Origin of the sequence: Bartonella florencae, assembly GCF_000312525.1 — a bacterium.
GTDB classification, from domain to species: domain Bacteria; phylum Pseudomonadota; class Alphaproteobacteria; order Rhizobiales; family Rhizobiaceae; genus Bartonella; species Bartonella florencae.
On record NZ_HE997451.1, the window covers coordinates 282,160 to 306,432 of the forward strand.

Below are 24,273 nucleotides of genomic sequence, written 5' to 3' on the forward strand. Positions count from 1 at the left end.
ATACATTGATTGCAATATTATATAAAAGTCGAATAGATAATTGATTATGGTGTTTTCTGTGGTATCTTAACAAAAAATATCTGAAATATGCATAATTAATGACCAGATAATATAATAATAGGAATAAATATAACACTCCCTAATACCCTTATGTGCTTCTTTTATCTTTTTCATACAGACAATAATGGTCTATAAATATTACACTCTCTTATAAAATATGAATAAAGCATATGTTTATGACAACTAAGTTTAATAAATAAACGGTTTTTTTCCTTTCTCTTGCCAGCATTGCAAAAAAATAATGGCTTGATGACTTTCAGAGAAATGAGGATCTATCAGTGAAAGAAATTATCATAAATGGAACATTTCATATAAACATACACGAACTTGGATAACACAAGAATGTCTACAGAACGAAATAATGACTTCAGTTTACAAAAAGCTGAACTTGATAGTGCCGCACTTTTTTATCACCAACATCCAAAACCTGGAAAATTGGAAATACAAGCGACAAAACCTCTTGATAATCAGCGTGATTTGGCTCTTGCTTATTCTCCAGGTGTTGCAGCACCATGTCTTGCAATTCATGAAGACCCTAATCTTGCGGCTCAATATACCTCCCGTTCTAATTTAGTCGCCGTTATATCAAATGGAACCGCTGTTCTCGGGTTAGGAAATATTGGTCCCCTCGCCTCCAAACCGGTTATGGAAGGAAAAGCTGTTTTATTTAAAAAATTTGCCAATATTGATGTTTTTGATATTGAAATCGATGCTCCCAATATTGAACAAATGGTAGAAACTGTATCTGCCTTAGAGCCTACATTCGGTGGTATTAATCTTGAAGATATAAAAGCTCCTGAATGTTTTGAAATCGAAGAAAAGCTTCGCTCTCGCATGAATATTCCGGTTTTCCATGATGATCAACATGGAACTGCCATTATCGTTTCGGCAGCCGTATTAAATGCCTTAAATCTTTCTGGGAAAAAAATTGAAAATGCAAAGATAGTTGCCTCAGGTGCGGGGGCTGCAGCTCTAGCTTGTATTAATCTTTTAGTCCGTCTTGGAGCAAAAGTTGAAAATATTTGGCTTAGCGATTTAGAAGGGGTTGTGTATCAAGGCCGCAAAACACTGATGGATCCTTGGAAAATCAAGTATGCGCAAAAAACGAATGCACGAACATTAGCCGAAATTATTGATAATGCAGATATTTTTCTAGGCGTTTCAGCAGGAGGTGTTTTAAAACCTGAATACTTAAAAAAAATGGCTCCCAATCCACTCATTTTAGCACTTGCTAATCCAATACCAGAAATTATGCCTGAAGAAGCACGCTCTACACGACCAGATGCAATGATCTGCACAGGGCGCTCTGATTATCCCAATCAGGTCAATAATGTTCTTTGTTTTCCTTATATTTTCCGTGGTGCATTAGATGTAGGAGCTACCGCAATTAATGAAGAAATGAAAATGGCTGCTGTTCATGCGATTGCGGCTCTTGCTCGTGAAGAGACTTCAGATGTTGTGGCACGCGCCTATTCAAAAGCACCTCCCAATTTTGGACCCAATTATCTCATTCCCTCTCCTTTTGATCCGCGTTTAATTCTACGCATTGCTCCTGCTGTTGCCAAAGCTGCGATGGAAACAGGTGTCGCAATTCGGCCGATTGAAGATATGGAAGCTTATCATGATATCCTTAATCGATTCGTATTCCGTTCTGGGCTAACAATGAAGCCTGTTTTTGCTGCCGCAAAAACAGCAAAACGTAAACGCGTCATTTATGCCAATGGTGAAGATGAACGTGTACTTAGAGCCGCACAAATTGTGCTTGAAGAACAAACTGCAATTCCTCTCCTTATTGGCCGCCCACATGTCATAGAAGCGAGATTAAAGCGCTTTGGTCTCAGAATTCGCCCCGGTATAGATTTTGAACTTACAAATCCAGAAAATGATCCCCGTTTTCATGATTATGTCAATTTATTGCTTCGCTATACAGGAAGACGTGGTGTTTCACCCGAAGTTGCCAAAACAATTGTCAGAACATCAACAACAGCCATTGCTGCCCTTGCTGTGATGCGAGAAGAAGCTGATGCAATGATTTGCGGCTTAGAGGGACGTTTTGAACGTCATCTTGAATTGATTGAGCAAATTATTGGACTTGATTCAAATGTTCGTCATTTTTCTGCTGTAAGTTTGCTTATTTCTCCACGTCGTACTCTCTTTTTAACCGATACTTACGTCAATGAAGATCCTTCTGCAGAAGAAATAGCAGAAATGACAGTGTTAGCAGCGCAAGAAATTGAAGCCTTTGGTATAACACCAAAAGCAGCTTTATTGTCACACTCAAATTTTGGTTCAAAAAATACAGAAAGTGCACGTAAAATGCGCCGTGCAACCGAAATTCTTGCTAAATTACACCCAAATTTAGAAGCTGATGGAGAAATGCACGGTGATGCTGCACTTTCTACAGATTTTCGTAATCGTGTTTTTCTTGATTCACGCCTCAAAGGGGAAGCTAATTTGCTTGTCTTTCCAACGCTTGATGCCGCTAATATAACACTCAATCTCGTAAAAAATCTAACCAATGCTCTTCATGTAGGCCCTATTTTGATCGGAGCCTCACGTCCTGCACATATCCTGACACCCTCAGTAACTTCACGAGGAGTGGTTAATATGACAGCTCTTGCAGTTCTCGCTGCAAATAGAAAAACTTCCAAGGCAAAGTAAGAAAAAATAACAAAACTTATAATAAAATTTTTCAAACCCTTTAAATATAGTATTTTATACACCGCAAGCGTATCTGCTCTGTGACAAAGACGGCTATATTCTAGATTAAGGCTTTTTTTTAAGAGAAAAAAAGGCTAGAAGAATGGCGTTAAGTGTATTTTGAATTTACTAACTCTATAATAAGGAGTCGTACATTGTCCTCTACGTTTGATAAAGTTGCTGATATTATCGCAGAAATTAGTGAAATTGATCGCAGCATAATCACACCTGAAAGCCATACAATTGATGATTTGGGAATCGATAGCCTTGATTTTCTGGATATTGTTTTTGCTATTGATAAAGCTTTTGGAATTAAAATTCCGCTAGAGCAATGGACACAAGAAGTCAATGAAGGTGTGGTTGCAACAGAAAAATACTTTGTTCTTAAAAACCTTTGTGCAAAAATTGATGAACTCGTTGCCTTAAAACAGGCGGAGTAATTCTTTCACCATGCATCATCAAGCTGTATTTATCACTGGTATCGGGCTTATAAGCTCTCTTGGGGAAGGCATTTGTCATCATTGGAATTTCTTGAATGATCAAACGCACATGCCGAAGCTTGATTATAAAACTTTTTCTCCTTACACTGTTCATAAATTACCTGAAGTTGATTGGAATTTACAAATTCCTAAAAAAAGTGATCAACGACAAATGGGCACATGGCAACGTCTTGGTACTTATGCGGCGGGTCTTGCTCTTGATGATGCTGGTATAAAAAATAATGAAGATTTAACATCAACAATGGATATGATCGTTGCAGCAAGTGGTGGAGAACGTGATATTGTTGTTGATACACAAATTCTCTCACAAGCACGTACAGCAGCTGATCGTGCCTCTATGTTAAATTCAGTTCTTTCGACAGAACTTCGTCCAACTTTGTTTTTAGCCCAGCTCTCAAATCTCTTGGCTGGAAACATTTCAATTGTTCACAAAGTAACGGGATCTTCTCGCACATTTATGGGAGAAGAAGGCAGTGGACTTTCTGCAATTCAAATTGCTGTAGCGCGTATTCGCTCAGGCCAAAGTACCCATGCTCTGGTAGGAAGCTCTTACAATGCGCAAAGCTATGATATGCTATTGGCATATGAACTTGGAGGGCTCTTAACCCGAGGTGGATGGGCACCTGTATGGGATCGTAAAAATTATCCTGGTGGCGGTGTTATAACAGGCTCTGGTGGTATCTTTCTGGTTCTTGAAAGTGGGGAACATGCAAAAAAGCGTAATGCACATGCTTATGCTGAAATTAGCCAAATCATCACTGATCAAACAGATAGAAAAAAAGTCCCACTTGAAGAATCAATTTTATCAATGTTGAAAACAATGGAAGCTAAATCTTCTTTAGTTATTTCAGCAGCATCAGGATTTCATGAAGTGACCAAAGCAGAACAAAATGCTTTTGAAGCTTCTGACGTATTTTATCGTGGTATTACAACATTATTTGGTTATATGCGGGAAGCACAGTTTCCTTTAGCACTTGCACTTGCTGCACTCGCTATTGATAAAAAACGCAGTTTTCCGGCATTAAGTGCACATGAAAAACCTTTTTCTAAAGAAGTACGTGAAGCGTTTGTTACGACCATAGGCATAAAAAGAGCTGAAGGTATAGTCCGCCTAACGGCTGCTTGAGGAGAATTTCTGTAGTGAGATATAATGATCATTTTGGGCGTCCCCTTGTTGCAATAACTGGAGCAGGAATTGTAACATCATTAGGGCAAGGCAAACAGGAAAATTGGCAAAAATTAACAAGTGGTATCAGTGGTATCCATAAAATAACACGTTTTCCCACTGAGGGATTAAAGACATCTATCGCTGGAACAGTTGACTTTCTTAAAGAAAGTAGCCTTGGTGCTTCAGCTCTCTCTGAAAAACTTGCTGATCTTGCTGCAAAGGAAGCTTTAGAACAAGCTGCACTAGATAAAACAAACTTTAATGGCCCACTCTTTTTAGCAGCTCCCCCTGTTGAGCTTGAATGGACAGAGCGCTTTGCACTTGATCAAGAGGGAGCATGCGAGAATGATCCTTCCTACGCAAATCTTCTCGAAGTCTGCAGTCACAATCTCCACGAGAGGCTTTTTGAAACCACACAATTTGCTGCAATTGCAGAAAAACTTCAAAAAAAATTTGGTACAAAAGGACTCCCTATCACGCTTTCTACGGCTTGTGCATCTGGTGCAACAGCAATTCAACTCGCTGTTGAAGCTATTCGACGGGAAGAGACAAATCGTGCGCTCACAATTGCTACAGATGGTTCAATTTCAGCAGAATCCCTTATCCGCTTTTCATTATTATCGGCTCTTTCAACACAGAATGATCCTGCAGAAAAAGCAGCAAAGCCCTTCAGCCGCGACCGAGATGGTTTTGTTATGGCAGAAGGTTCTGGTGCTCTTGTTCTTGAATCTCTCAAAAGCGCACTAGATCGTAATGCAACAATTTTAGGAATTTTGGCTGGCTGTGGAGAAACAGCAGATGATTTCCACCGTACCCGTTCTAAACCCGATGCATCTCCAGCAATTCAAGCTGTTCGTGGAGCCTTAGAGGATGCGCAAATAACCATCAATGAAATTGACTATATTAATGCACACGGGACCTCAACACCCGAAAATGAAAAGATGGAGTATCTTGCATTATCAACAGTCTTTGGTGATATTTTAGAACATATTCCAGTTTCTTCAAATAAATCAATGATTGGACACACACTAACTGCAGCTGGCGCCATAGAGGCTGTTTTTTCACTTTTAACGATTCAATCAGGGATATTGCCCCCTACAATCAATTATGATGATCCTGATCCTGCTATCCCTTTAGACGTTGTTCCAAACCATAGCCGTAAAGCCTGTGTCAACGCGGTTTTGTCAAATTCATTTGGATTTGGTGGTCAAAATACCAGTCTTGTTATCACTGCCTATAAAGGATAATCTTTTCCATATTGATTAAACTTAATCATACTGAAACGAATAGCTCTTATAAATTGAAAAAGGTTAATAATGCGTGCGCTACAATTGCTAAATGAACGCCAGCTTGAAATTACTGATATTGCTCCGCCACCACCTCCTCTCCCCGATGAAGTAACAGTGCGTATAAAAGCCGTTGCTCTCAATCATATTGATGTATGGGGTTGGCGTGGTATGGCTTTCGCGAAAAGAAAAATGCCACTCATCATTGGCGCAGAAGCTTCTGGTGAAATTACACAACTAGGAAGCCATGTTACAAATTTACACCTTGGACAAATCGTCTCAATCTACGGTGCACAAACCTGCGGAATATGCCAAGCTTGTTATGAAGGACGTGATAATCTTTGCAGTCATGTACAAGGCGTTTACGGTTTTCATCTTGACGGCTTTGCCTGTGAATTTGTTAACTTACCAGCACGTCTATTAGTCCCAGCTCCTCAAGAGTGTGATGAACTGCAAGCAGCTGTTGCTCCAATTACTTTTGGCACTGTAGAACATATGCTTTTCGATAATGCAAAACTACAAGCAGGAGAAACAATCCTCATACAGGCAGGTGGTTCTGGCATTGGCTCAGCAGCGATTCAACTTGCAAAACATACTGGATGTACCGTTATCACAACTGTGGGTTCGGATGAAAAAATTGCAAAAGCACAATCTCTTGGAGCGGATCACGTTATTAATTACCGTAAAGATCGTTTTGAAGGTGTTGTGCGTAAATTAACCAAAAAACAAGGCGTTGATGTTGTTTTTGAACACGTAGGAGCCGACACATGGAGCGGTTCTTTGTTGTGCATGAAACGAGGAGCACGCTTGGTAACTTGCGGCTCTACCTCCGGAGTTACAGCACCACTCAATCTTATGCAGCTTTTTCAACAACAACTGAAAATATTTGGTTCCTTTGGTTGCCGTATGGAAAATATGCAAAACGCTATGCAAAAAATGGCACAAGGCATTGTACACCCCGTTATTGATACAATTGTTGAATTTGATGAAATTGACACAGCTTTAAAACGCATGGAAAGTCGTGACGTTTTTGGTAAAATTATTCTTAAAATCGATTAAATTATAATGAAATTTTATATTAAAACTCTTATCTATCGTATTAAAATTGCAGCAAAAAAGTCACTTTATTTTTTGTGGGGATATTTACTTATTGGTTCTTTAAATATTTTGAAATATTTTCCTGTCAACATTGGACTTTCTTTCTTTTCTTGGTTAGCCAAAACATTTGGCCCTCTTGTACATCGCCATCAAATTGCACTTGCAAATCTTAGAGCTGCCTATCCAGAAAAAACTGAAGAACAACTCCACGCGATTGCAATAGAAATGTGGGAAAATATAGGATATTTCTTAGCTGAATATATTTTTCTTGATAAAATTTTTGATTTCGACCCTCATGCAAACCAACCAGGTTTTATTGAAGTTAAAGGTATTGAAATATTTCAGCGATTAAAAGAAGAAAAAAAACCACATATTTTTTTCACAGCACATACAGGAAACTTCGAACTACTCCCTATATGTGCCGAAAGTTTTGGTCTTGATGTCACAGTGTTATTTAGACCCCCCAACAATCCTTATATTGCAAAACGAGTTCTTCAAGCTCGGAGAACTTCCATGGGATATCTCGTACCGTCTAAAGCCGGTGCAGCTTGGGCACTAGCAGCCAAATTAGCAGAAGGTAAAAATGTTGGCATGCTGGTTGATCAAAAATTTCGTCGTGGTGTTTTGGGAACATTTTTTAAGAGACCACTTAAAACAAATCCTTTAATTATAAAACTTGCGCGACAATATGATTGTGATATTTACCCTGCACGTTGTATTCGTCTCGCTGGAGGACGTCATCGTTTAGAACTATATGAACGCATAGAGCTTCCACTTGATGAAAAAAACGAAATCGATATAACCGCTTCCACACAGAAATTAAATGATATTGTTGAAAGTTGGGTACGAGAATATCCAGGACAATGGTCGTGGTTACACAGACGTTGGGATGATTGATATATCCGCTGCACTTATAGGAAAGGCATAAATGATCGCATCAAAAGATATTAATGATCTTATCGCAATTGTCGCAGCATTACGAAACCATGATAGTGGATGCATCTGGAATATAAAACAAACATTTGAATCTCTCATACCCTATATACTTGAAGAAGTTTACGAAGTTATCGATGCCATTGAACGAGAAAATCGAGCTGATCTTTGCAATGAACTCGGTGATCTTCTTTTACAAGTTGTCTATCATGCTACAATTGCACAAGAAGAAGGTAGCTTTACTTTTGAAGATGTTGTTTATGCAATCACTGCAAAAATGATTCGTCGCCATCCTCACATTTTTGGAAATACCAAACAAAAGAAACGCGGCTTTATGGAGGGTGAATGGGAGCATATCAAAAAAAAAGAACGTGCTGAAAAGAAACAAATCTGCAAAGAAACAAACCTATCAGACGGTTCCAGCACAAGCATTCTTGCAAAAGTAAAAAAGATTCAGCCAGCAGATCAAGAAGCTCTCGCTTTACAAAAAACAGCTGCGAAAGTAGGATTCGATTGGCATGAGAGACATAAAATTTTTGCAAAAATCGAAGAAGAACTCAATGAGCTTAAAGAAGCAATTAGAGAAGATGAAATATCAGATATAGAAGGAGAATTCGGAGATCTTTACTTTATCCTCCTTAATCTCGCACTTCACTTGAATATTGATTCGCAAAAAGCATTAAGAAAAACAAACACAAAATTTCGAAATCGCTTTACCTATATTGAAGAAAGTCTATCTGCTCAATCTAAAACACTGGCTGACACATCTTTAAGCGAAATGGAATCCCTTTGGCAGGAAGCTAAAAACAAGAAATAAAAACAACAGATTTAACCAAACTAAAAAATTACTAATCTTTCAAATCATCCAATAAAATCATATCACGGTTCTCAATTAGCTTTATTATATGTTTCATTTAACTGATTTCGTAAAGCAGGACGAAGTTCTACTGATTCACCACACCCACATGCTGAAACTTGATTAGGATTTTTAAAGACAAATCCAGAACGAAGTGTTGTTACTTCATAATCCACCTCTGTTCCTAACAAAAATAATACCGCATCATGTGCTATAAAAACACGAGCACCATTCACTTCAACAACATCCGCTTTTAGTTCTTGTTCCTTTACAAGGGTAATACTATATTCCATCCCTGCACAGCCGCCTTTCTTGATACCAATAAGAATACCACGCGCATCCTTTGAATCCATAATTGCTTGCACACGACTTATTGCAGCTTCCGTTAAAGTTATTACCGAAAAACGCCTCATCATTTACTCTTTTCCACTCAACAAAAACTTTGACAATGTTTCATCTTTGATACTTTAGTTATTTGGTATATCAGAAACAAAACAACAAGATATAATGAAATATTTTGCTCCTTTTTCATCGAAATAAAAACCTCATATCCAATAATTTTGATTTATGATTATGTAATCTGAGATTTCTATCTTACTATCTTCATCTTATACCACATGCCTTTTTTAGAAAAATCAAAAATGAAGAAAACTTTCTTCAATGCTATTAATCTGCTTCTACCCTTATAAAAGAGATCATCTTTTTTAAAAATTTCCGTAAAAAAAACAGAATCCTTCAAAATAAAGGAGTTTCCTCTCACCTTTATTTTAAGTACCAAGAAAATAGACATATTTTAAAGAACAATTTTTTACGAATACAAGCTCTTTTTAAAAGTGCAAGAGCATTTCAGATTTTATTCTATTTATTTTTCTCTTGCCTTTAAAGAAACAGTCGTTTAGTCGTTTTTAGACAATTCGGAGCGTAGCGCAGCCTGGTAGCGCACTTGACTGGGGGTCAAGGGGTCGTGGGTTCGAATCCCGCCGCTCCGACCAGTTTTTCTAGAAAACATAAGACAGATAAAAAATATTAAAAACGCGAGACCTTTGTCCCGCGTCACTTTGTAATCTTAAAAAATTGATAATGATCCAGCGTCCTCAGCTTTTAAACTCGCTTTACACCTGTTATGAATTATTATCATTTTTCATCGTAGATGATGGTGTCTGCACAGTTACTTTTTTAGGTTTTAGCTCTGCAGGCATTTCTCTTTTAAGCTGAATATGAAGAAGACCATCGGCAAGTTCTGCTCCAATAACTTTAACATGATCAGCTAAGTGAAAACGCCGCTCAAAAGCGCGCGAAGCGATACCCCTATACAGAAACTCCCGTTCTTCATTATCATTTTCAGGTTTTCTTTCACCCTTAATGATCAATTGATTACAATGCGTTTCAATATCGATTTCATCTTGGGAAAAACCAGCAACAGCCATAGAAATCCTATAAGAGTCTTCAGTTAAGCGCTCAATATTATAGGGTGGATAAGAAGAAACCTCATCGGGCTGAGTTCTCGAATCAAACCAATTAAAAAGATGATCAAATCCTACTGTAGAACGATAAAATGGTGAAAAATCTACTTGACGCATAAATATTGCCCTCCTCTAGAGCGACTGTAACCTATAATTGATTCACTAAGTTCCCAAATGGCCAACTCTTCCGTGAACCCGCAGTCCCACTATGGCAACTGCACATTATTTATCTGGTAATCATTCTATGTTATTTCAACTCTTTTGCACTTAAATTCATAAAAATATATAAAAAGCAATATAACTGTTTCTTAACTCTTCTTTACCATTACATAGATGTCAGTCCTCTCGTTATCTCATTTTGCACTAAGTTGCAAAAATACACTGCAAAGGATGCCAATTGGAAACCCCTCTTTATCCCACAGATAGAAATTCCACTCCTCATAATATCCGCGATAGCACCTTTAGAACAGCTATGGATCGGGAAATTCGTTTTGCGACAACATATCCTGAAATAAAAAAATCGAAGGGAACAGTCGTTATTCTCGAAAGCTATGCAAATATTTTAGAAGAATATTTTTTATTAATGAATGAATTGTCTAAACGCGGTTTTCATACCGCAATATTTGACTGGTTTGGTCGAGAAAATTCAGCCTTCAATAAAAGAAAACAACTTCGACACCATTATTTTAATATTAACAATGATATTAATGACTTAGATGAGTTTCTTAAAAATATAGTGTATTCTGATTGTCCACCACCTTACTTTATATTAGCCTATGGAATGGGTGGATTGATAGCACTGAGTGGATTAGAGCTCCTTAACCATCGGTTTAATAAAATGCTTTGCGTTTCTCCTCTTTTTGCCCCTTTAGGCAACAAGGCAAATGGTTTTCAACATAAATTAACACAACTTCTTTCTGATATAGGTCTTGGTTTCTTACCTGCTAAAGGTGGAAAAAAGCTCAAACAAATAAAACAAAAAAATATGCAATCAGAGCACGCTCATAAAGCACTTTTTTCCTCTATCAAGCCTCCAACATCCCAATGGATGTCATCAATACTTAATGTAATTGATTCCACGAAAAAAAATATACTTCGTGGACATTTAAAAATTCCCACTCTGTTTATTCTGGCCAATCAAAGCAATATTGTAAACAATATTGAAGTGCGACAATTGTGCCAACATACACGTCTATTAGAAAGTATCACCATTACAGGTGCTGAACTTGATACCATCATGCAAGAAGAAAATTACAAAAAACAATTTTGGGCTGCATTTGATGCATTTATTTCTACTGATATATCTATGAGCTAATTTTTCTTAATAAAACCATAATTTAACAAAAGGGAATAAACTAATTTTAAAAACAAAAATATAATATTTCACAGAATTTTTATAAAATTTCGTTTACACAGTTAATTACTTAAAATAAATTTTTTTAAAGTATAAAATTAAAAAATAAAGATACGCTATTTACAGATAGAGATCTCCATGAAGTTATAGGGAAAACAAATGGCTCTAAAAACTCTATCTTGTCGTATAACTCCTTAAGATTAAAACAACAATAAACAACACACCTCTCTGATTTTCCAACATCGAAAGTGGATTAAATGAATAGACACCTAAATCTTTTAATGAAGGTTTTATAAAAATAAAAAAGTAAAATTTACGATTAACCATGCTTAAAATATGCGAACACTAGTTTTTTCTTTTAATATCAATACATTTCGAATTTAACCAACTCACAACGAATATGCTATATTCTTGACAAGAATGTAAGAATTAACCATTTTGCCATTCATTTCGATTATGAGCATTTTATTATCTTTTGTATAAAAACTCTATATTGTATAATTGATATGGCAAAAAACTCTGACGAATGGAGCCACTGGAATATAATCATGAAACGAATCCTGCTCGCAGAAGATGACAACGATATGCGTCGCTTTTTAGTAAAAGCCTTAGAACGTGCAGGCTACGAAGTTGCCCACTTTGATAATGGTGCTAGCGCGTATGAACGTCTACAAGAAGAACCATTTTCTCTTCTCCTTACTGATATTGTAATGCCAGAAATGGATGGAATTGAGCTAGCACGACGTGCTACTGAAATTGATCCTGATTTACGTGTAATGTTTATTACAGGATTTGCAGCAGTTGCGCTGAATTCAAATAGCGATGCTCCTCCAGATGCCAAAGTGCTTTCTAAACCTTTTCATTTACGTGAGCTTGTAAATGAGGTTGAAAAAATACTTATAGCTGCTTAAAGAGCATTTTTTTAAATTATTTGTGTCTGATTAAATAGAAAACTAAATTAGGCATTGACGTTTGTCATTCTATGTGGTGTATGCAACCCCAGTAAATGGGCGTGTAGCTCAGCGGGAGAGCACTACGTTGACATCGTAGGGGTCACAGGTTCAATCCCTGTCACGCCCACCATATACTTTTACTTTTTATTTAACTTACTGATTTTATGTATGTTTTAAGAGATGAGGGATGCCCGAATAAAAGTAAGGGAATAGGATTTCGCAACATGCCCCTATAGGACGTCTGTTTTTTTGCCTAATTTCTCCAATAATTTTTTTAATCTTGCTACATCTTGTTGTGAAAAATTCTCTAAGTTTCTAACAAACGTGCCAACAATTTCACACCCAAATGAATCAGAAGGCTTTATTGTAAAATTCTTTCGACATGTATAGGCTTCTTTTCTTAACAGTAAAGCAGTAGCTGTATCTAAACCATAAAACTCTATGATTTTGGCTTCCATACCAACTCGGTACAGATTTCTTGCCAATCTCAACAGAAGATAAAAACGCTAGAGATATGCCTGTTTATTAGCCATATCTAAGAGAAGCGTTCGAAATGCTCCATGCGAATTTTGCGTAAAGTTTTGCCAAATGATGTAAGCATATAGAAAGCCCTGCTAAAAAAAGAAAGCTTCTTTATGATTTTAGCAAATATTTTTAAGATTTTTTCAATTATTACGAATCAAAACTTCTTTTGTAAGTATTTTTTTGAGAGTTTTTATGAAAGATTTTTGGCGAAGCTAAATTTTTGAAAGCCACTGTTTGAAATGTACAATGACCTTATTGATTGCATCCATGAGGCGGACAAAATCGAGGATCAATAAAAAGAGAAAAAATACAGTCCACTTCATGAGACGAGACATCATTTTTACACTTTGGTAAACCTGTAATCGCAAACCCTCCCACTTTTTCAAACAGTATAAACAGTCTTCACTTATTTTCCATGCTATTACTTTATTCCATCTTATAAATATACCTTTATGAGTACTGCTCTGTCACCACCATCACCACTAACTTTGCTATCACTATTCAGCTCTTTTGTATCAATATATGCATTATACTAACACTTGCCTTATCGTAAACATCTGTCCAACCAGTAATGCAGCCCCATAAATCCACGCACTGCCATAAATCAGTGCTCCAAAGCAAACATTAGCATCACCAAAAACCTTGGCAAAATCACTAACAAAATCATTATCATTTACCCAGAAATTGCCATCATGAGAGAGGTTACTTTCTTTTTATATAAAGCCACTCAAATCACCCGCCTTGACATTATCAAAGTCTCTTAAGGCACGAATACGATAAATGGTTCGAACTCAATCACTTAAAAGATCTTTCACTGTTTTCATTTCATTTGTTAATTCATATTTTTGCAAGATCTGGCTTTTGAAAGGAGGTGTTATCATTTGCAATTAATCGAGAAGTCTCCTGAGGTTTTTTAACTGTAACGTTCATACTAATTTGTCCTTACGAAATTACAGTTTCTATTCTCCCTATAAGAACGCTAGGCTTTAAACACGGTCGTAAGCCCAGCTGTATACTTTCCCCTAAAAAGGGTTATTAATGGAGTGCCACAAACTTCAAGCGCTATTAGCTGTCAAAAGTGCATAGCACCCTTCCTACTAAAACATCCAATAGACAAAACTTCATAATAAAATCAACAAGAAAAATTTAAAAAGGCTCAAGGCATACAAAAAAATAAGTGAATAGAATGAAAGCAATAAAAGCCCCCGAATTTTTGTATATATTATTTAAACATGGTGATCCCGACAGGATTCGAACCTGTGACCCACGGCTTAGAAGGCCGTTGCTCTATCCAGCTGAGCTACGGGACCAACTGATGATTTTCTCAATTCAAAATAATATAACTCAATGCGTCCAAGATTGCTGCCTATCACTACGAAAATTATCAGAATAAGAAACAGCACGCCGAATCGCTCTATGTGTTTTCTCTACACGATAAGGGATAGCATTCTTACATGCAAAAGCAATTGCTTCTTCCTTACTGTTAAAATGAATTCTTATCTGGCTACTCATATCAGAAGTCGCCGTATACCCCATAAGAGGCTCGAGCATTTTTGTTTGTAACGGCTCATATTGTAAAATCCAAATCCCCGTATTCCTTCTACCTGACTGCATAGCCGTCTTTGCAGGACTATAAATACGCGCGATCATGGTTACTTTCCTTTAGAAACACAACAATTGAATGATAATTTCTCAACCCATGCAAACAATTGTACCATTCCCTCACATAAAACCAAATATGGTCGGAGCGATAGGATTCGAACCTACGACCCCCTGATCCCAAATCAGGTGCGCTACCAAGCTGCGCTACGCTCCGCCATTTACATTTATTTAATGCACATTCCCTAAAATTTTCACAACAGAAGTGCAAGAGAAAAACACGTTTTTTTTAAAATTTGTTGTATTTCTTTACAAGAAAAATTTTTCAACGGTTTATTTTTCTCAATAATATATTCCTAAATGATATATTGATTGACAAAAATAAAAAAGCCTTTATCTGAAAAAGGAAAGCCAAGTCCGCATTAACAAACACCGCATTTCTCTAGGCAAGCTCTATAATTCATATATCGCTTCAAAAAACTTTACAACATTAACACTCGTAAGGAATGCGATCCTAACACAGGAACTCAACATCACAAAAAAACTCTAAAGAAGGGAAAAAACAACATTCAAACTTTTTTCATACAGACAAAACGAATCACGAAGAAAACTACATAGCCTCTCCTATCGCTCTATCTCATGATTTTTATTTTACTCATTTCATGCTTTGCTAATCATACCAATGTATAAACTAGAAAAACAAAAATTTTCCTTAAATCATAAAAATACATTATAGAAAAAAGTGTGATTCACTTTTAGCCTTTAAACTATTTTCAAATATTTGATAGGCTGATGCAAATTATAGAAATAAAAAATCTAAATACAATGGCACTTTTCTATACATACTGAAACGAAAATAAAACAAAAGCATTTTATATGAAACAAAATGCAATATGCTAAAAAGCAGTTTCTACTGAATTTTCATATTAAGCACTTCACTAATGACAGCACGTGTTATTTTGCTCTTTCTCTGTAATGCTAAGCAATCAACAGAATCAATAACACGCCTCAAGGCAAATAAGGAACGTTCACAACGGCTTACAAGGTATTGAACAGTATCCGGATGAACAATAATTTGCTTATCAGAAAAAAGTTTGAAAGCAACAGCTCTTAACAACGCATCATCAGGCTGATTAATTGCAACCAACATAACTGAATTAAGTCGACTTTTTAAATCATTTAACTTTAAATTCCACGCTGATGGAACTGTACGAGCAGTAATTAACACAGTCGCTTGACCTGTATTAAGATTCGCTTGCTTAACACTATTAATCAAGTGAAAAAGCCCCGTCTCATTAATTTCATCTGCATCAATATCTTCAATTAAAAATGATCGCCCTGAAGAAGCCATAGCAACAGCTTGATCAATTTCATTGCGATGAAGACTTAAAGCATCCGCTTTTTGTGCCCATACACTAGAAAAGTGCGTTTTCCCAGATCCTTCTTTTCCAACCAAAACCGCTATAGGGAAGACCCAGTTTGGCCAATGATCAACAAGCTGAAAAGCGATACGATTGCTTTCCGTCACGACTAAATCATCAAATTGGAAAACCGGATTATAAGAAAAATTTAAAGGCAATTGCTTTTCACGCCCATTCATTCTAGCGACTCCAAGTTTCCACTTCGCGAATACATTTGAGAATTAAGATAAGTATGAAGAGCAAAACGAACCAAAACAGCAACAGCTGCTGCTGCAGGAACAGCAACAAGCATACCAGTAAAACCAAAAAGCGAAGAAAACGCAAAAAGTGAAAACATCAACCACACTGGATGTAACCCCACTGATGATCCGACAAGTTTTGGTTGAAGAATATAGCCTTCAATAAATTGGCCAATTAAAAAGAGTATCATCACAATGACAATCCACCCCCAATTATCTGGGTAAAACTGGACCCATGCGACACCAACAGAGAGTACAAAACCACTCATCGTGCCAATATAAGGAACAAAGCTGATAATGCCAATAAACATACCAATCAAAAGACCAAAATTGAGACCTGTAATAGTAAGGCCAATAGCATAATAGCCTCCCAATATAAGACAGACTGTACCTTGTCCACGCACAAAGCCAGCGATAGCTCTATCCATTTCATGAAAAATACTGCGAACGGTTTCAAGATGATCTCGTGGTATCAACAAATCAATTGCTGAAACCATACGAGGCCAATCTAATAACATATAAAATGTCACTACAGGTGCCACCACAAACAAACTGACAAGATTAACGATAGATTTTCCTGACTTTAAAAGTGAATTTAAAAGAGATGTAATAAAATCAGAACTTTTTCCTAAAAGCCCTTTAATATTACTCTGTAATTCATTTGGGTCACTCCCAAAATAGCGCCGAACCCAATCAAAATCATGTTCAACGAAAAAAGTTTGAATACGATTAATATAAACAGGCAAACCATTACTCATAAATTGCTGTATTTGCCAACTAATAATAGGAATTAAAATAATTAAAGCCGCAACAAAGATAACAATAATGAACAAAGTAATGAGGATAGTACCAAAAACACGACGAATACCAAATTTTTCAAGCAATTGAACAATGGGATTAAGGAAATAAGCCAATACAATCCCTGCTACAAAAGGAAGTAAAACAGATCCAAAAACAAACATAAAAAGAATGAAAAAAACCAATGTACCAAGCCAGAAAAAAATTTGTTTTTTCATATTACTTGGTAACGGCACTTGAGTGTAAGCTGGTACATAAGTCTTATAATGATCACGAGATCCATTCTCACGCACTTTTTTTTTCTTAAGCTGCCAAGAAGACTGCTCCTGATTATTTGGTATCTTGCTCATAAAATATCCTAAAAATTCTTCACAAAGATTATAAACTTCTTCAATATGGGCACAAGCAGAGTTGCTTATTTTCTAAAAATGGTAAATATCAATATCTCTTGCAGAGATAACTCTATCATGGCATTGCATAACATCAAAACCTGATTTTCCATAAGGAAGGCTCCAATGAGCAATCAAGATCTTATAAATGATAAATCTAAATGTGGTCTTACCTACAGACAAGCCGGTGTTAACATCGATACAGGCAATGCTATGGTAGAAAAAATTAAACCCTTCATACGTGCGACAAAACGAGCAGGAGCAGATGGAGAAATTGGCGGTTTTGGTGGCCTTTTTGATTTAAAGGCAGCGGGCTTTACAGATCCCATCCTTGTTGCAGCCAATGATGGTGTGGGAACAAAATTAAAAATCGCCATTGAAGTAGGTCACCATAACACTGTGGGTATTGATCTTGTTGCCATGTGTGTTAATGATTTACTCGTACAAGGTGCTGAACCTCTCTTTTTTCTTGATTATTTTGCAACGGGTAAACTTGATCCTGAACAAGGTGCTGCAATTGTCTCTGGTATTGCAGAGGGTTGTAAACAAGCAGGTGCTGCTCTTATTGGAGGAGAGACTGCAGAAATGCCAGGTATGTATGCGCAGGGAGATTATGATTTAGCTGGCTTTTCTGTAGGAGCATGTGAACGTGGTGCATTACTCCCTGCAAAAGATCTGACAGAAGGTGACATCATTTTAGGTCTTAGTGCATCTGGAGTTCACTCCAACGGTTTTTCTCTTATAAGGCGAATCATCGAACAGAATCATCTAAAGTGGGAAGATCCTGCTCCCTTTAATCCTCAGATGAGCCTTGGTGAAGCGTTTCTCACACCAACACGCATTTATGTAAAATCACTCCTCCCTATTATACGAAATTATAAAGGAATCAAAGCTCTTGCCCATATCACGGGTGGAGGCTTTCCTGAAAACATTCCACGAATACTTCCATCTTCTCTCTGCGCTGAAATCAATCTTTCTGCCATTCCTGTTCGACCCATCTTTTCATGGATTGCCAAACAAGGTAGAATAGAAGAAAAAGAAATGCTACGCACATTTAATTGTGGCATTGGCATGATTGTTATCGTAGCACAACACGCAGTTGAAAAAATTACCCAAGCACTTGAAATACAGGGAGAAACCATTACCTCTCTTGGCATTTTAACAAAACGCCAAGACAAAGGAATACTCTATAAAGGTGCACTTCACTTATGAAAAAACAAATCGTTGTTTTTATCTCTGGCAATGGATCCAATATGACGGCTCTTGCCAAAGCCAGCAAACAAAAAGAATACCCTGCTGAAATCACTGCAGTTATTTGTGATAATCCCCATGCTGCTGGCATTGAAAAGGCTTATCACCATAACTTACCTGTTCATGTTGTTGATCGTAAAAATTATCCAACAAAGCAAACGCATGAAGAAGCTATCTTTAAGATTTTAGCCCAATATCAACCGGATCTTCTCTGCTTTGCAGGCTATATGCGCCTCATTTCACCGCATTTTGTAAAACTTTATGAAGGACGAATTTTAAACATTCATCCTTCTCTTTTACCTTCATTTAAAGGTTTAAATACGCATGAAAGAGTTTTACAGGCAGGGGTTAAAATCACTGGTTGCACTGTTCACCTTGTGACAGAAGACATGGATGCAGGAAAAATTCTTGCTCAAGCAGCCATTCCAGTCTGTCCCAATGACACCGCGGATGACTTAGCACAGAGAGTTCTGAAAGCAGAACATAAACTTTACCCACAGGCTTTAAAATTCTTCATTGAAGGGAAAAATAAAAATATAGATACGCAACAACAACTTTTATCCTTTTGAATATATCATTGAGTGTTTTTTAACATTGTATTTAAAATGATTCATATCAATATGACTATTTTAAACTAATTAATAGAATCTACGTATCTTCATGAATAATTTCATTAAAGTATGAAGTACTTTTCCAATTTTAAATGCCAACAATAAATTTCTAAACAACTATCACGTATTCAGTGTAATCATTTTACACACTATTTATGTTTATTTTTTCAAGATACTCTCAATTTTTATCTCAATAATCTTTAAAAATTTCCCTCCTCCTTCTAAAGGACGCAGCTTCCCTACCACAAAAGCCTATAGATAATCTAGATTCTTTTCGCGGGATCGCACGATTGACCACTTCATGTACTTTACTTCATAGGTATTTCAAACATAGGCTAGCCAAATATTTGTCTCTACGACTAATAAAAAACACCCCATCTATAAATTTTATATGCCTTTTCCCCTAAACAATAGTATTTTATGACACAATTTTTGTTTTATTCTGCAAGTGTTTCTTTAACCGTTAAAGCTAACTGTTTGAGTGTAAATGGTTTAGATAAAAAACCAAAAACAGCATCTTGTGGAAGATTTTTAGCAAATGCATCTTTTGCGTATCCAGAAACAAAAAGAAATTTGATATTAGGATAATTTTTACGTACTTCCTTAAGCAAGGTTGGTCCATCCATTTCTGGCATCACCACATCAGAAACAATAATATCAACATCCCCATCATTTTCTTCAAGAATGGCAAGTGCTTCCACTCCACTCGCCGCCTCTAAAACCCTATATCCTCTCATTTGAAGAGCTCTTATTCCACCCATTCTGACAGCATCTTCATCTTCAACCAACAAAACAGTCGCAGATCCTGTTAAATCTATATTTTTATCTTGTTCTTCTTCTTTTCTTATTTTTTGGGAAATTTCACCGTGAATACTAGGAATATAACGAGGAAGAAAAATATGAAATGCAGCGCCTTCCCCCTCTTTACTCTCACAGTAAATATACCCCCCTGTCTGTTTGATAATGCCGTAAACCATTGATAAACCAAGTCCAGTTCCTTTTCCAACTTCTTTTGTTGTAAAAAATGGTTCAAACATTTTTTCTTGTATAGAAGATGATATTCCCATTCCTGTATCTGAAATAGTCAATTGCACATACTCACCAATTCCAAAGCCAACATGATCGAATTCAGCACTTTGTTGTTTTGTAATATTATTTGTTGCAATCGTAACAACACCTCCATTAGGCATGGCATCACGTGCATTAATAACTAAGTTCATAATGACACGCTGAAAAGATGCTTGATCAATTTCAACGCTCCATAAATCTCTTCCATGGATAATTTTTAACTGAATTTTATTGCCTAAAAGGGGTAAAATAAGATTGCGGATATCTGATAAAAGTTCTGTAAAATCAACTTCTTCAGGTCGAAGTGTTTGCTTTCTAGAAAAAGCAAGTAACTGCTGTACAAGTGCTGCTGCACGATTGGCATTGTTTTTGATATTGATAAGATCAGCATGAGCAGGATCAGAACTACGATGCGTATTTAAAAGAAGATCACACGACATCAAAATTGCTGTTAAAACATTATTAAAATCATGAGCAATACCGCCTGCCAATTGCCCAACAGCTTGCATTTTCTGACTTTGCATCATTTTATCTTCAAGCGTTTTTTGTTCTGTTGTTTCCATAACGGAAATAATGACAAAATCCTGTAAGGGATCATCATAATAGGTCTTTATAGGCATGACATGGAGGCGCAAATGGCGTTCTTCATTTTTTGCTAAAACAGTTTCTATAGAAACTGTATAGTTTTTATTTGTCGTAATTTTTTGAAATGCACGCTCTAACTGTGCATGATCACGATGCGATATCATATCATAAAGATCAAGAGTTTTGCCAGCACATCCCATGAGTGATGAAAAAGCATCATTCATATGGACCCATTGTCCCTTCTGATTCACCACTGCTATTGCAAAGGGGCTCGCATTAAAATACTCTCCTAAAATACTGGGTAATTGTACTTGATCATCGTTTTCTTGTCTTTGCACTTGTTGTGGGATTATCACAATACGATAAATGGCCTCGTGTTCTGAGAGAGAAGAAACAGACATAAAACAATTTAATATTTTCTTAACACCTGTCTCTGTATTTAAACATAATGAAAACCTATAAGGCAGGGAGTAATCTGAACTTTGATGTCTGTTGTTTTGCAAACAAATATCACTCCATGCATTATTTTCTCCAACGCTATCAAATAATTGATCAAAACTATATTGACCAACGGTAAAATTGGCCAAATCAATTGAAAACCATTCGGCAAAAATCGCATTTGTATAAAGAACGGTCCCTTGTGTATTAACGGATAAAAAGCCAACAGGTGCTTGATCTAAGTGATTAATAGCTTCTTGCAGATTCGAGAAAAAAACTTCACGGTATTCCTGCAAATGCGAAATATCGCTAATGCGCCAAAATAAAAGCTTTTCTCCCTTCTTTGTGATCGGTTGAACAGAGATATTATACCAAACAGGTTTTTTTTGTGTAGAATGTGCAAAAATTGACTGATCAACCTTTAATTCCTCTTGCGCGGCAAGATGACTACATGCAGCAACCTTTAAGCGATACGCCAGTGCACCAGCACCAGGAAGCTCAGCAATCACCACATAACAAGAAGATTGAGAATTATAGGTGAGGATTTTTTGATAATTTTGATTAGAATAATAAACAAAACCGGATAAATTAGAAACGATAATTGCATCATCGCTATTATCAAAAATACTAAAATCAAAGTCATCATATAACTGCACCCCACTATATTTTAAAACCCCCATTCCACTCAGAACAAGTGCAGCAACCCCTATAACTGCCAGAGCCCCAAAAGATACCACTCCAACCTTTTGCAAAAAGCTCTGCGGATAAAAAAACCTACAATGCTTAAAATACAGAGAAAAACGATTACAAAAACAACACGAAAAATCACACCTCTTCGATATACAAAAGAAGCCGATGATTTTTCACTGTTTTCAAAATCTTTATCCATCTCACTTTGCCTTGATTATAGCTGTTTCTTATAGCCTAAATTACTTTCATAAACATTCTTATGAAGTATATAGCAACAATAATATCTCCAAAAACAATCTCTCAATTTTAAAAGATCTTTTTTATATTATATAAGTGAATCTTTTAAGGGTATATTTACGAACTTATCTCAATAAAAAATAATATTTCCATTCTAAAATGAAAGAAATTTTATGTATGCCTGGTTATCAAGTAAAATAGATACACTCACTGAGAATATAACAACAAGCTTCGTATTTTTCATTATAACACTTACAGCTGTTGCTATGATTATTTTTCTTTTACGCGGTTTAAGTAAAAGAAGACTCAAAAGCAAACAACCTCCACCGCGATTAACTCTCTGCGAAACTCTTGCTATCGATCGTACACGTCATCTTGTTTTAGTGCGTTGTGATGATAAAGAGCATTTGCTTCTTACTGGTGGATTTACAGATATTGTTATAGAATCCGATATTACTGGTATATCTATCACACAAACGAAAGAAATACAGCCAACATTCACAACCCCAAAAATCAATACAGACCCGAACCCTGCAGAAAAAAAAGCGTGTTCTTTAGACGAAAGAGAGCAAGCACAAGGCAATAATGCTGCTCTTTTTATGAATCAACCCGTAAAAGATTCAGAAATAACCGCAGAAATTGAAGGACGACAAGAACCTTCTTTATTTATCCCTGCTCAAAACAAATAAAACGCCAAATTTTAACAGTGAGTGTTTTTCTAATCATCCCTATTGATTTTAATCGTCGCGATAAACTCTTTCTCGTCGTTCATGACGCTCCTGTGCTTCCAATGATAAAGTCGCAATTGGTCGAGCTTCAAGACGCTTTATACTAATAGGTTCGCCGGTTTCCTCACAAAAACCGTAAGTTCCATTATCAATGCGCTCCAAAGCAGCATCTATTTTTGAAATGAGTTTTCTCTGACGATCACGAGCACGCAGTTCAATTGTGCGATCAGTTTCACAAGATGCTCTATCCGTCAAATCAGGTTGAGCAAAATTCTCTTCTTGCAAATTCTCCAAAGTATCACGTGCTTCCCTTAAGATATCATTCTTCCAAGAAACCAACTTAGCACGAAAATAAGCCTTTTGCCGCTCATTCATAAAAGGCTCATCTTCATTAGGACGATATTGATCATCAATCTCTTCGCTCATGCCATAAAAACCTCCATATATGGTATGTGCGGACTATATATTGTGCAACATCACTCAACACAAGTGCAAAATGCTTTTTTCCATCTCTACGAATATACTTCAAAGACATATAATTGAGATCTTCACTTTTTTGTATAGCATGTGTTCTCTGGGTATAACCACTTGACTACAAAAGATTCATCCCCTTTTTGGTTATATCTACAAGACTATAAATAAAAAAAATGCAGATATTTCAGAGTGATATGCAATACCCGCAAGTGATTAAGCAAAATCTTAACCATATCAACAACAAATGATCTCAATATGCAAAAAAATAAAAACCTTTACAGAGGAAGAGTATGATATCCACGATTCAAATATATCAAAGCATCTTTTTCTTGATGACGGTTGATAGCAACAACTTCACCAATCAAAACATAATGGGTTGCATGTTCATGCCAACAAATCAAACGACAATCAAAAGATACCAAAGCATCGGAAAGACAAGGGGCACCAGTTAGTAAAGTCTCCCATTGTGCTACATCAAAACGTTCATTTTGTGCGATATTGCAACGTCTAGAAAAAATATCTGCTAATAAACGATGTTTTCCCGCCAAACTATTAACACAAAAGTTTCCATTTTCCATAAACAACTGATTTTTGAGGTTATGACGCATGAGACAAACAAGAAGTGTTGGGGGATCATCAGATAAAGAACAACAGGCTGAAACTGTTACCCCGCGCCTTCCTTTAATGCCATTTGTCGTCACAATATGCACAGCTCCTGCAAAATGACTCATAGCATCTCTATATTCTCGCGAAGAAACGGTAATATTATGGTGAAGTTTAGGCATTAAATGTGTTGTATGATTTGACATATCTTTCACTTATACAGCTTTAAAATTTCAAGTAATCTTT

Annotated in this window: 20 protein-coding genes, 4 tRNA genes and 2 pseudogenes; 14 read left to right on the top strand and 12 right to left on the bottom strand. The window is 36.5% G+C overall.

Annotated elements, in window-relative coordinates:
• Positions 1-402 precede the first annotated feature (402 nt).
• The 7 genes from BN202_RS01330 (at position 403) to mazG (ending at position 8,562) form a co-directional block, all read left to right on the top strand.
• Positions 403-2,721, top strand: coding sequence for an NADP-dependent malic enzyme (locus BN202_RS01330; protein WP_019218717.1), 2,319 nt, complete (start codon positions 403-405; stop codon positions 2,719-2,721).
• 194 nt (positions 2,722-2,915) lie between these two features.
• Positions 2,916-3,200 carry an acyl carrier protein gene (locus tag BN202_RS01335; protein WP_019218718.1) on the top strand — a complete coding sequence of 95 codons (285 nt, stop codon included), beginning with the start codon at positions 2,916-2,918 and terminating at the stop codon, positions 3,198-3,200.
• Positions 3,201-3,210: 10 nt separating this feature from the next.
• Complete coding sequence (locus tag BN202_RS01340) at positions 3,211-4,386, top strand: beta-ketoacyl-ACP synthase (RefSeq protein WP_019218719.1); 1,176 nt, start codon at positions 3,211-3,213, stop codon at positions 4,384-4,386.
• 14 nt (positions 4,387-4,400) lie between these two features.
• Positions 4,401-5,675, top strand: a complete 1,275-nt coding sequence (locus BN202_RS01345; protein WP_019218720.1) for a beta-ketoacyl-ACP synthase — start codon at positions 4,401-4,403, stop codon at positions 5,673-5,675.
• 69 nt (positions 5,676-5,744) lie between these two features.
• Positions 5,745-6,773 carry a zinc-binding dehydrogenase gene (locus BN202_RS01350; protein ID WP_019218721.1) on the top strand — a complete coding sequence of 343 codons (1,029 nt, stop codon included), beginning with the start codon at positions 5,745-5,747 and terminating at the stop codon, positions 6,771-6,773.
• A 6-nt stretch (positions 6,774-6,779) separates the two neighbouring features.
• Positions 6,780-7,709 (top strand): lipid A biosynthesis lauroyl acyltransferase, encoded by a 930-nt coding sequence (locus BN202_RS01355; protein ID WP_019218722.1) that lies wholly within the window; start codon positions 6,780-6,782, stop codon positions 7,707-7,709.
• Between the two features lie 31 nt (positions 7,710-7,740).
• A complete protein-coding gene (gene mazG, locus BN202_RS01360; protein WP_019218723.1) occupies positions 7,741-8,562 on the top strand; it encodes a nucleoside triphosphate pyrophosphohydrolase in 822 nt (273 codons plus the stop codon).
• A gap of 71 nt (positions 8,563-8,633) precedes the next feature.
• On the opposite strand, the gene BN202_RS01365 is transcribed toward mazG, so the two are convergent.
• Positions 8,634-9,014, bottom strand: coding sequence for an iron-sulfur cluster assembly accessory protein (locus BN202_RS01365; protein WP_019218724.1), 381 nt, complete (start codon positions 9,012-9,014; stop codon positions 8,634-8,636).
• A 502-nt stretch (positions 9,015-9,516) separates the two neighbouring features.
• Between BN202_RS01365 and BN202_RS01375 the strand changes: the two genes are divergently transcribed.
• Positions 9,517-9,593, top strand: a tRNA-Pro gene (locus BN202_RS01375).
• Between the two features lie 129 nt (positions 9,594-9,722).
• Here the strand turns inward: BN202_RS01375 and BN202_RS01380 are convergent.
• Positions 9,723-10,181, bottom strand: a complete 459-nt coding sequence (locus BN202_RS01380) for an Hsp20 family protein (protein WP_019218726.1) — start codon at positions 10,179-10,181, stop codon at positions 9,723-9,725.
• A 280-nt stretch (positions 10,182-10,461) separates the two neighbouring features.
• Here BN202_RS01380 and BN202_RS01385 point away from each other — a divergent pair, with 280 nt between their 5' ends.
• The 3 genes from BN202_RS01385 (at position 10,462) to BN202_RS01395 (ending at position 12,501) form a co-directional block, all read left to right on the top strand.
• Positions 10,462-11,379 (top strand): alpha/beta hydrolase, encoded by a 918-nt coding sequence (locus BN202_RS01385; RefSeq protein WP_019218727.1) that lies wholly within the window; start codon positions 10,462-10,464, stop codon positions 11,377-11,379.
• A gap of 587 nt (positions 11,380-11,966) precedes the next feature.
• Complete coding sequence (gene cpdR / locus BN202_RS01390) at positions 11,967-12,329, top strand: cell cycle two-component system response regulator CpdR (RefSeq protein ID WP_019218728.1); 363 nt, start codon at positions 11,967-11,969, stop codon at positions 12,327-12,329.
• Positions 12,330-12,426: 97 nt separating this feature from the next.
• Positions 12,427-12,501, top strand: a tRNA-Val gene (locus BN202_RS01395).
• A gap of 100 nt (positions 12,502-12,601) precedes the next feature.
• Here the strand turns inward: BN202_RS01395 and BN202_RS10530 are convergent.
• The 7 genes and pseudogenes from BN202_RS10530 to BN202_RS01425 form a co-directional block, all read right to left on the bottom strand.
• Positions 12,602-12,972 (bottom strand): annotated as a pseudogene (locus BN202_RS10530) (helix-turn-helix domain-containing protein).
• 136 nt (positions 12,973-13,108) lie between these two features.
• Entirely contained in the window at positions 13,109-13,306 is a 198-nt protein-coding gene (locus BN202_RS10535; protein WP_083859148.1) for a hypothetical protein, read from the bottom strand.
• A gap of 823 nt (positions 13,307-14,129) precedes the next feature.
• Positions 14,130-14,206, bottom strand: a tRNA-Arg gene (locus BN202_RS01405).
• A 34-nt stretch (positions 14,207-14,240) separates the two neighbouring features.
• Positions 14,241-14,546, bottom strand: a complete 306-nt coding sequence (locus BN202_RS01410) for an ETC complex I subunit (RefSeq protein WP_019218731.1) — start codon at positions 14,544-14,546, stop codon at positions 14,241-14,243.
• Between the two features lie 89 nt (positions 14,547-14,635).
• A tRNA-Pro gene (locus tag BN202_RS01415) sits at positions 14,636-14,712 on the bottom strand.
• A 693-nt stretch (positions 14,713-15,405) separates the two neighbouring features.
• Positions 15,406-16,095: a DnaA regulatory inactivator HdaA gene (gene hdaA / locus BN202_RS01420; RefSeq protein WP_019218732.1), complete on the bottom strand. Its 690-nt coding sequence runs from the start codon at positions 16,093-16,095 to the stop codon at positions 15,406-15,408.
• Entirely contained in the window at positions 16,092-17,303 is a 1,212-nt protein-coding gene (locus BN202_RS01425; RefSeq protein WP_019218733.1) for an AI-2E family transporter, read from the bottom strand. Before BN202_RS01425 ends, hdaA begins: the two co-directional genes overlap by 4 nt.
• A gap of 165 nt (positions 17,304-17,468) precedes the next feature.
• On the opposite strand from BN202_RS01425, the gene purM reads away from it, so the two are divergent.
• Together purM and purN are read left to right on the top strand one after the other, a co-directional pair.
• On the top strand, positions 17,469-18,554 hold the full coding sequence (gene purM, locus BN202_RS01430; RefSeq protein ID WP_019218734.1) for a phosphoribosylformylglycinamidine cyclo-ligase: 1,086 nt from the start codon (positions 17,469-17,471) through the stop codon (positions 18,552-18,554).
• Positions 18,551-19,162: a phosphoribosylglycinamide formyltransferase gene (purN, locus tag BN202_RS01435; RefSeq protein WP_019218735.1), complete on the top strand. Its 612-nt coding sequence runs from the start codon at positions 18,551-18,553 to the stop codon at positions 19,160-19,162. The genes purM and purN overlap by 4 nt, the downstream gene beginning before the upstream one ends.
• A gap of 479 nt (positions 19,163-19,641) precedes the next feature.
• Here the strand turns inward: purN and BN202_RS01440 are convergent.
• Positions 19,642-22,184, bottom strand: a pseudogene (locus BN202_RS01440) (response regulator).
• 211 nt (positions 22,185-22,395) lie between these two features.
• Here BN202_RS01440 and BN202_RS01445 point away from each other — a divergent pair.
• Positions 22,396-22,911, top strand: a complete 516-nt coding sequence (locus tag BN202_RS01445; protein ID WP_019218737.1) for a flagellar biosynthetic protein FliO — start codon at positions 22,396-22,398, stop codon at positions 22,909-22,911.
• Between the two features lie 48 nt (positions 22,912-22,959).
• On the opposite strand, the gene dksA is transcribed toward BN202_RS01445, so the two are convergent.
• Both dksA and BN202_RS01455 read right to left on the bottom strand, forming a co-directional pair.
• Complete coding sequence (gene dksA / locus BN202_RS01450) at positions 22,960-23,376, bottom strand: RNA polymerase-binding protein DksA (protein ID WP_019218738.1); 417 nt, start codon at positions 23,374-23,376, stop codon at positions 22,960-22,962.
• A gap of 323 nt (positions 23,377-23,699) precedes the next feature.
• Positions 23,700-24,233 (bottom strand): flavin reductase, encoded by a 534-nt coding sequence (locus tag BN202_RS01455; RefSeq protein WP_034986895.1) that lies wholly within the window; start codon positions 24,231-24,233, stop codon positions 23,700-23,702.
• Positions 24,234-24,273 lie beyond the last annotated feature (40 nt).

Coding starts and splice junctions, on each gene's coding strand:
- BN202_RS01330 (WP_019218717.1), top strand. CDS start 403: ATGTCTACAGAACGAAATAATGACTTCAGTTTACAAAAAGCTGAACTT.
- BN202_RS01340 (WP_019218719.1), top strand. CDS start 3,211: ATGCATCATCAAGCTGTATTTATCACTGGTATCGGGCTTATAAGCTCT.
- BN202_RS01350 (WP_019218721.1), top strand. CDS start 5,745: ATGCGTGCGCTACAATTGCTAAATGAACGCCAGCTTGAAATTACTGAT.
- BN202_RS01355 (WP_019218722.1), top strand. CDS start 6,780: ATGAAATTTTATATTAAAACTCTTATCTATCGTATTAAAATTGCAGCA.
- mazG (WP_019218723.1), top strand. CDS start 7,741: ATGATCGCATCAAAAGATATTAATGATCTTATCGCAATTGTCGCAGCA.
- BN202_RS01365 (WP_019218724.1), bottom strand. CDS start 9,014: ATGAGGCGTTTTTCGGTAATAACTTTAACGGAAGCTGCAATAAGTCGT.
- BN202_RS01380 (WP_019218726.1), bottom strand. CDS start 10,181: ATGCGTCAAGTAGATTTTTCACCATTTTATCGTTCTACAGTAGGATTT.
- cpdR (WP_019218728.1), top strand. CDS start 11,967: ATGAAACGAATCCTGCTCGCAGAAGATGACAACGATATGCGTCGCTTT.
- BN202_RS01410 (WP_019218731.1), bottom strand. CDS start 14,546: ATGATCGCGCGTATTTATAGTCCTGCAAAGACGGCTATGCAGTCAGGT.
- hdaA (WP_019218732.1), bottom strand. CDS start 16,095: ATGAATGGGCGTGAAAAGCAATTGCCTTTAAATTTTTCTTATAATCCG.
- BN202_RS01425 (WP_019218733.1), bottom strand. CDS start 17,303: ATGAGCAAGATACCAAATAATCAGGAGCAGTCTTCTTGGCAGCTTAAG.
- purM (WP_019218734.1), top strand. CDS start 17,469: ATGAGCAATCAAGATCTTATAAATGATAAATCTAAATGTGGTCTTACC.
- purN (WP_019218735.1), top strand. CDS start 18,551: ATGAAAAAACAAATCGTTGTTTTTATCTCTGGCAATGGATCCAATATG.
- BN202_RS01445 (WP_019218737.1), top strand. CDS start 22,396: ATGTATGCCTGGTTATCAAGTAAAATAGATACACTCACTGAGAATATA.
- dksA (WP_019218738.1), bottom strand. CDS start 23,376: ATGAGCGAAGAGATTGATGATCAATATCGTCCTAATGAAGATGAGCCT.
- BN202_RS01455 (WP_034986895.1), bottom strand. CDS start 24,233: ATGTCAAATCATACAACACATTTAATGCCTAAACTTCACCATAATATT.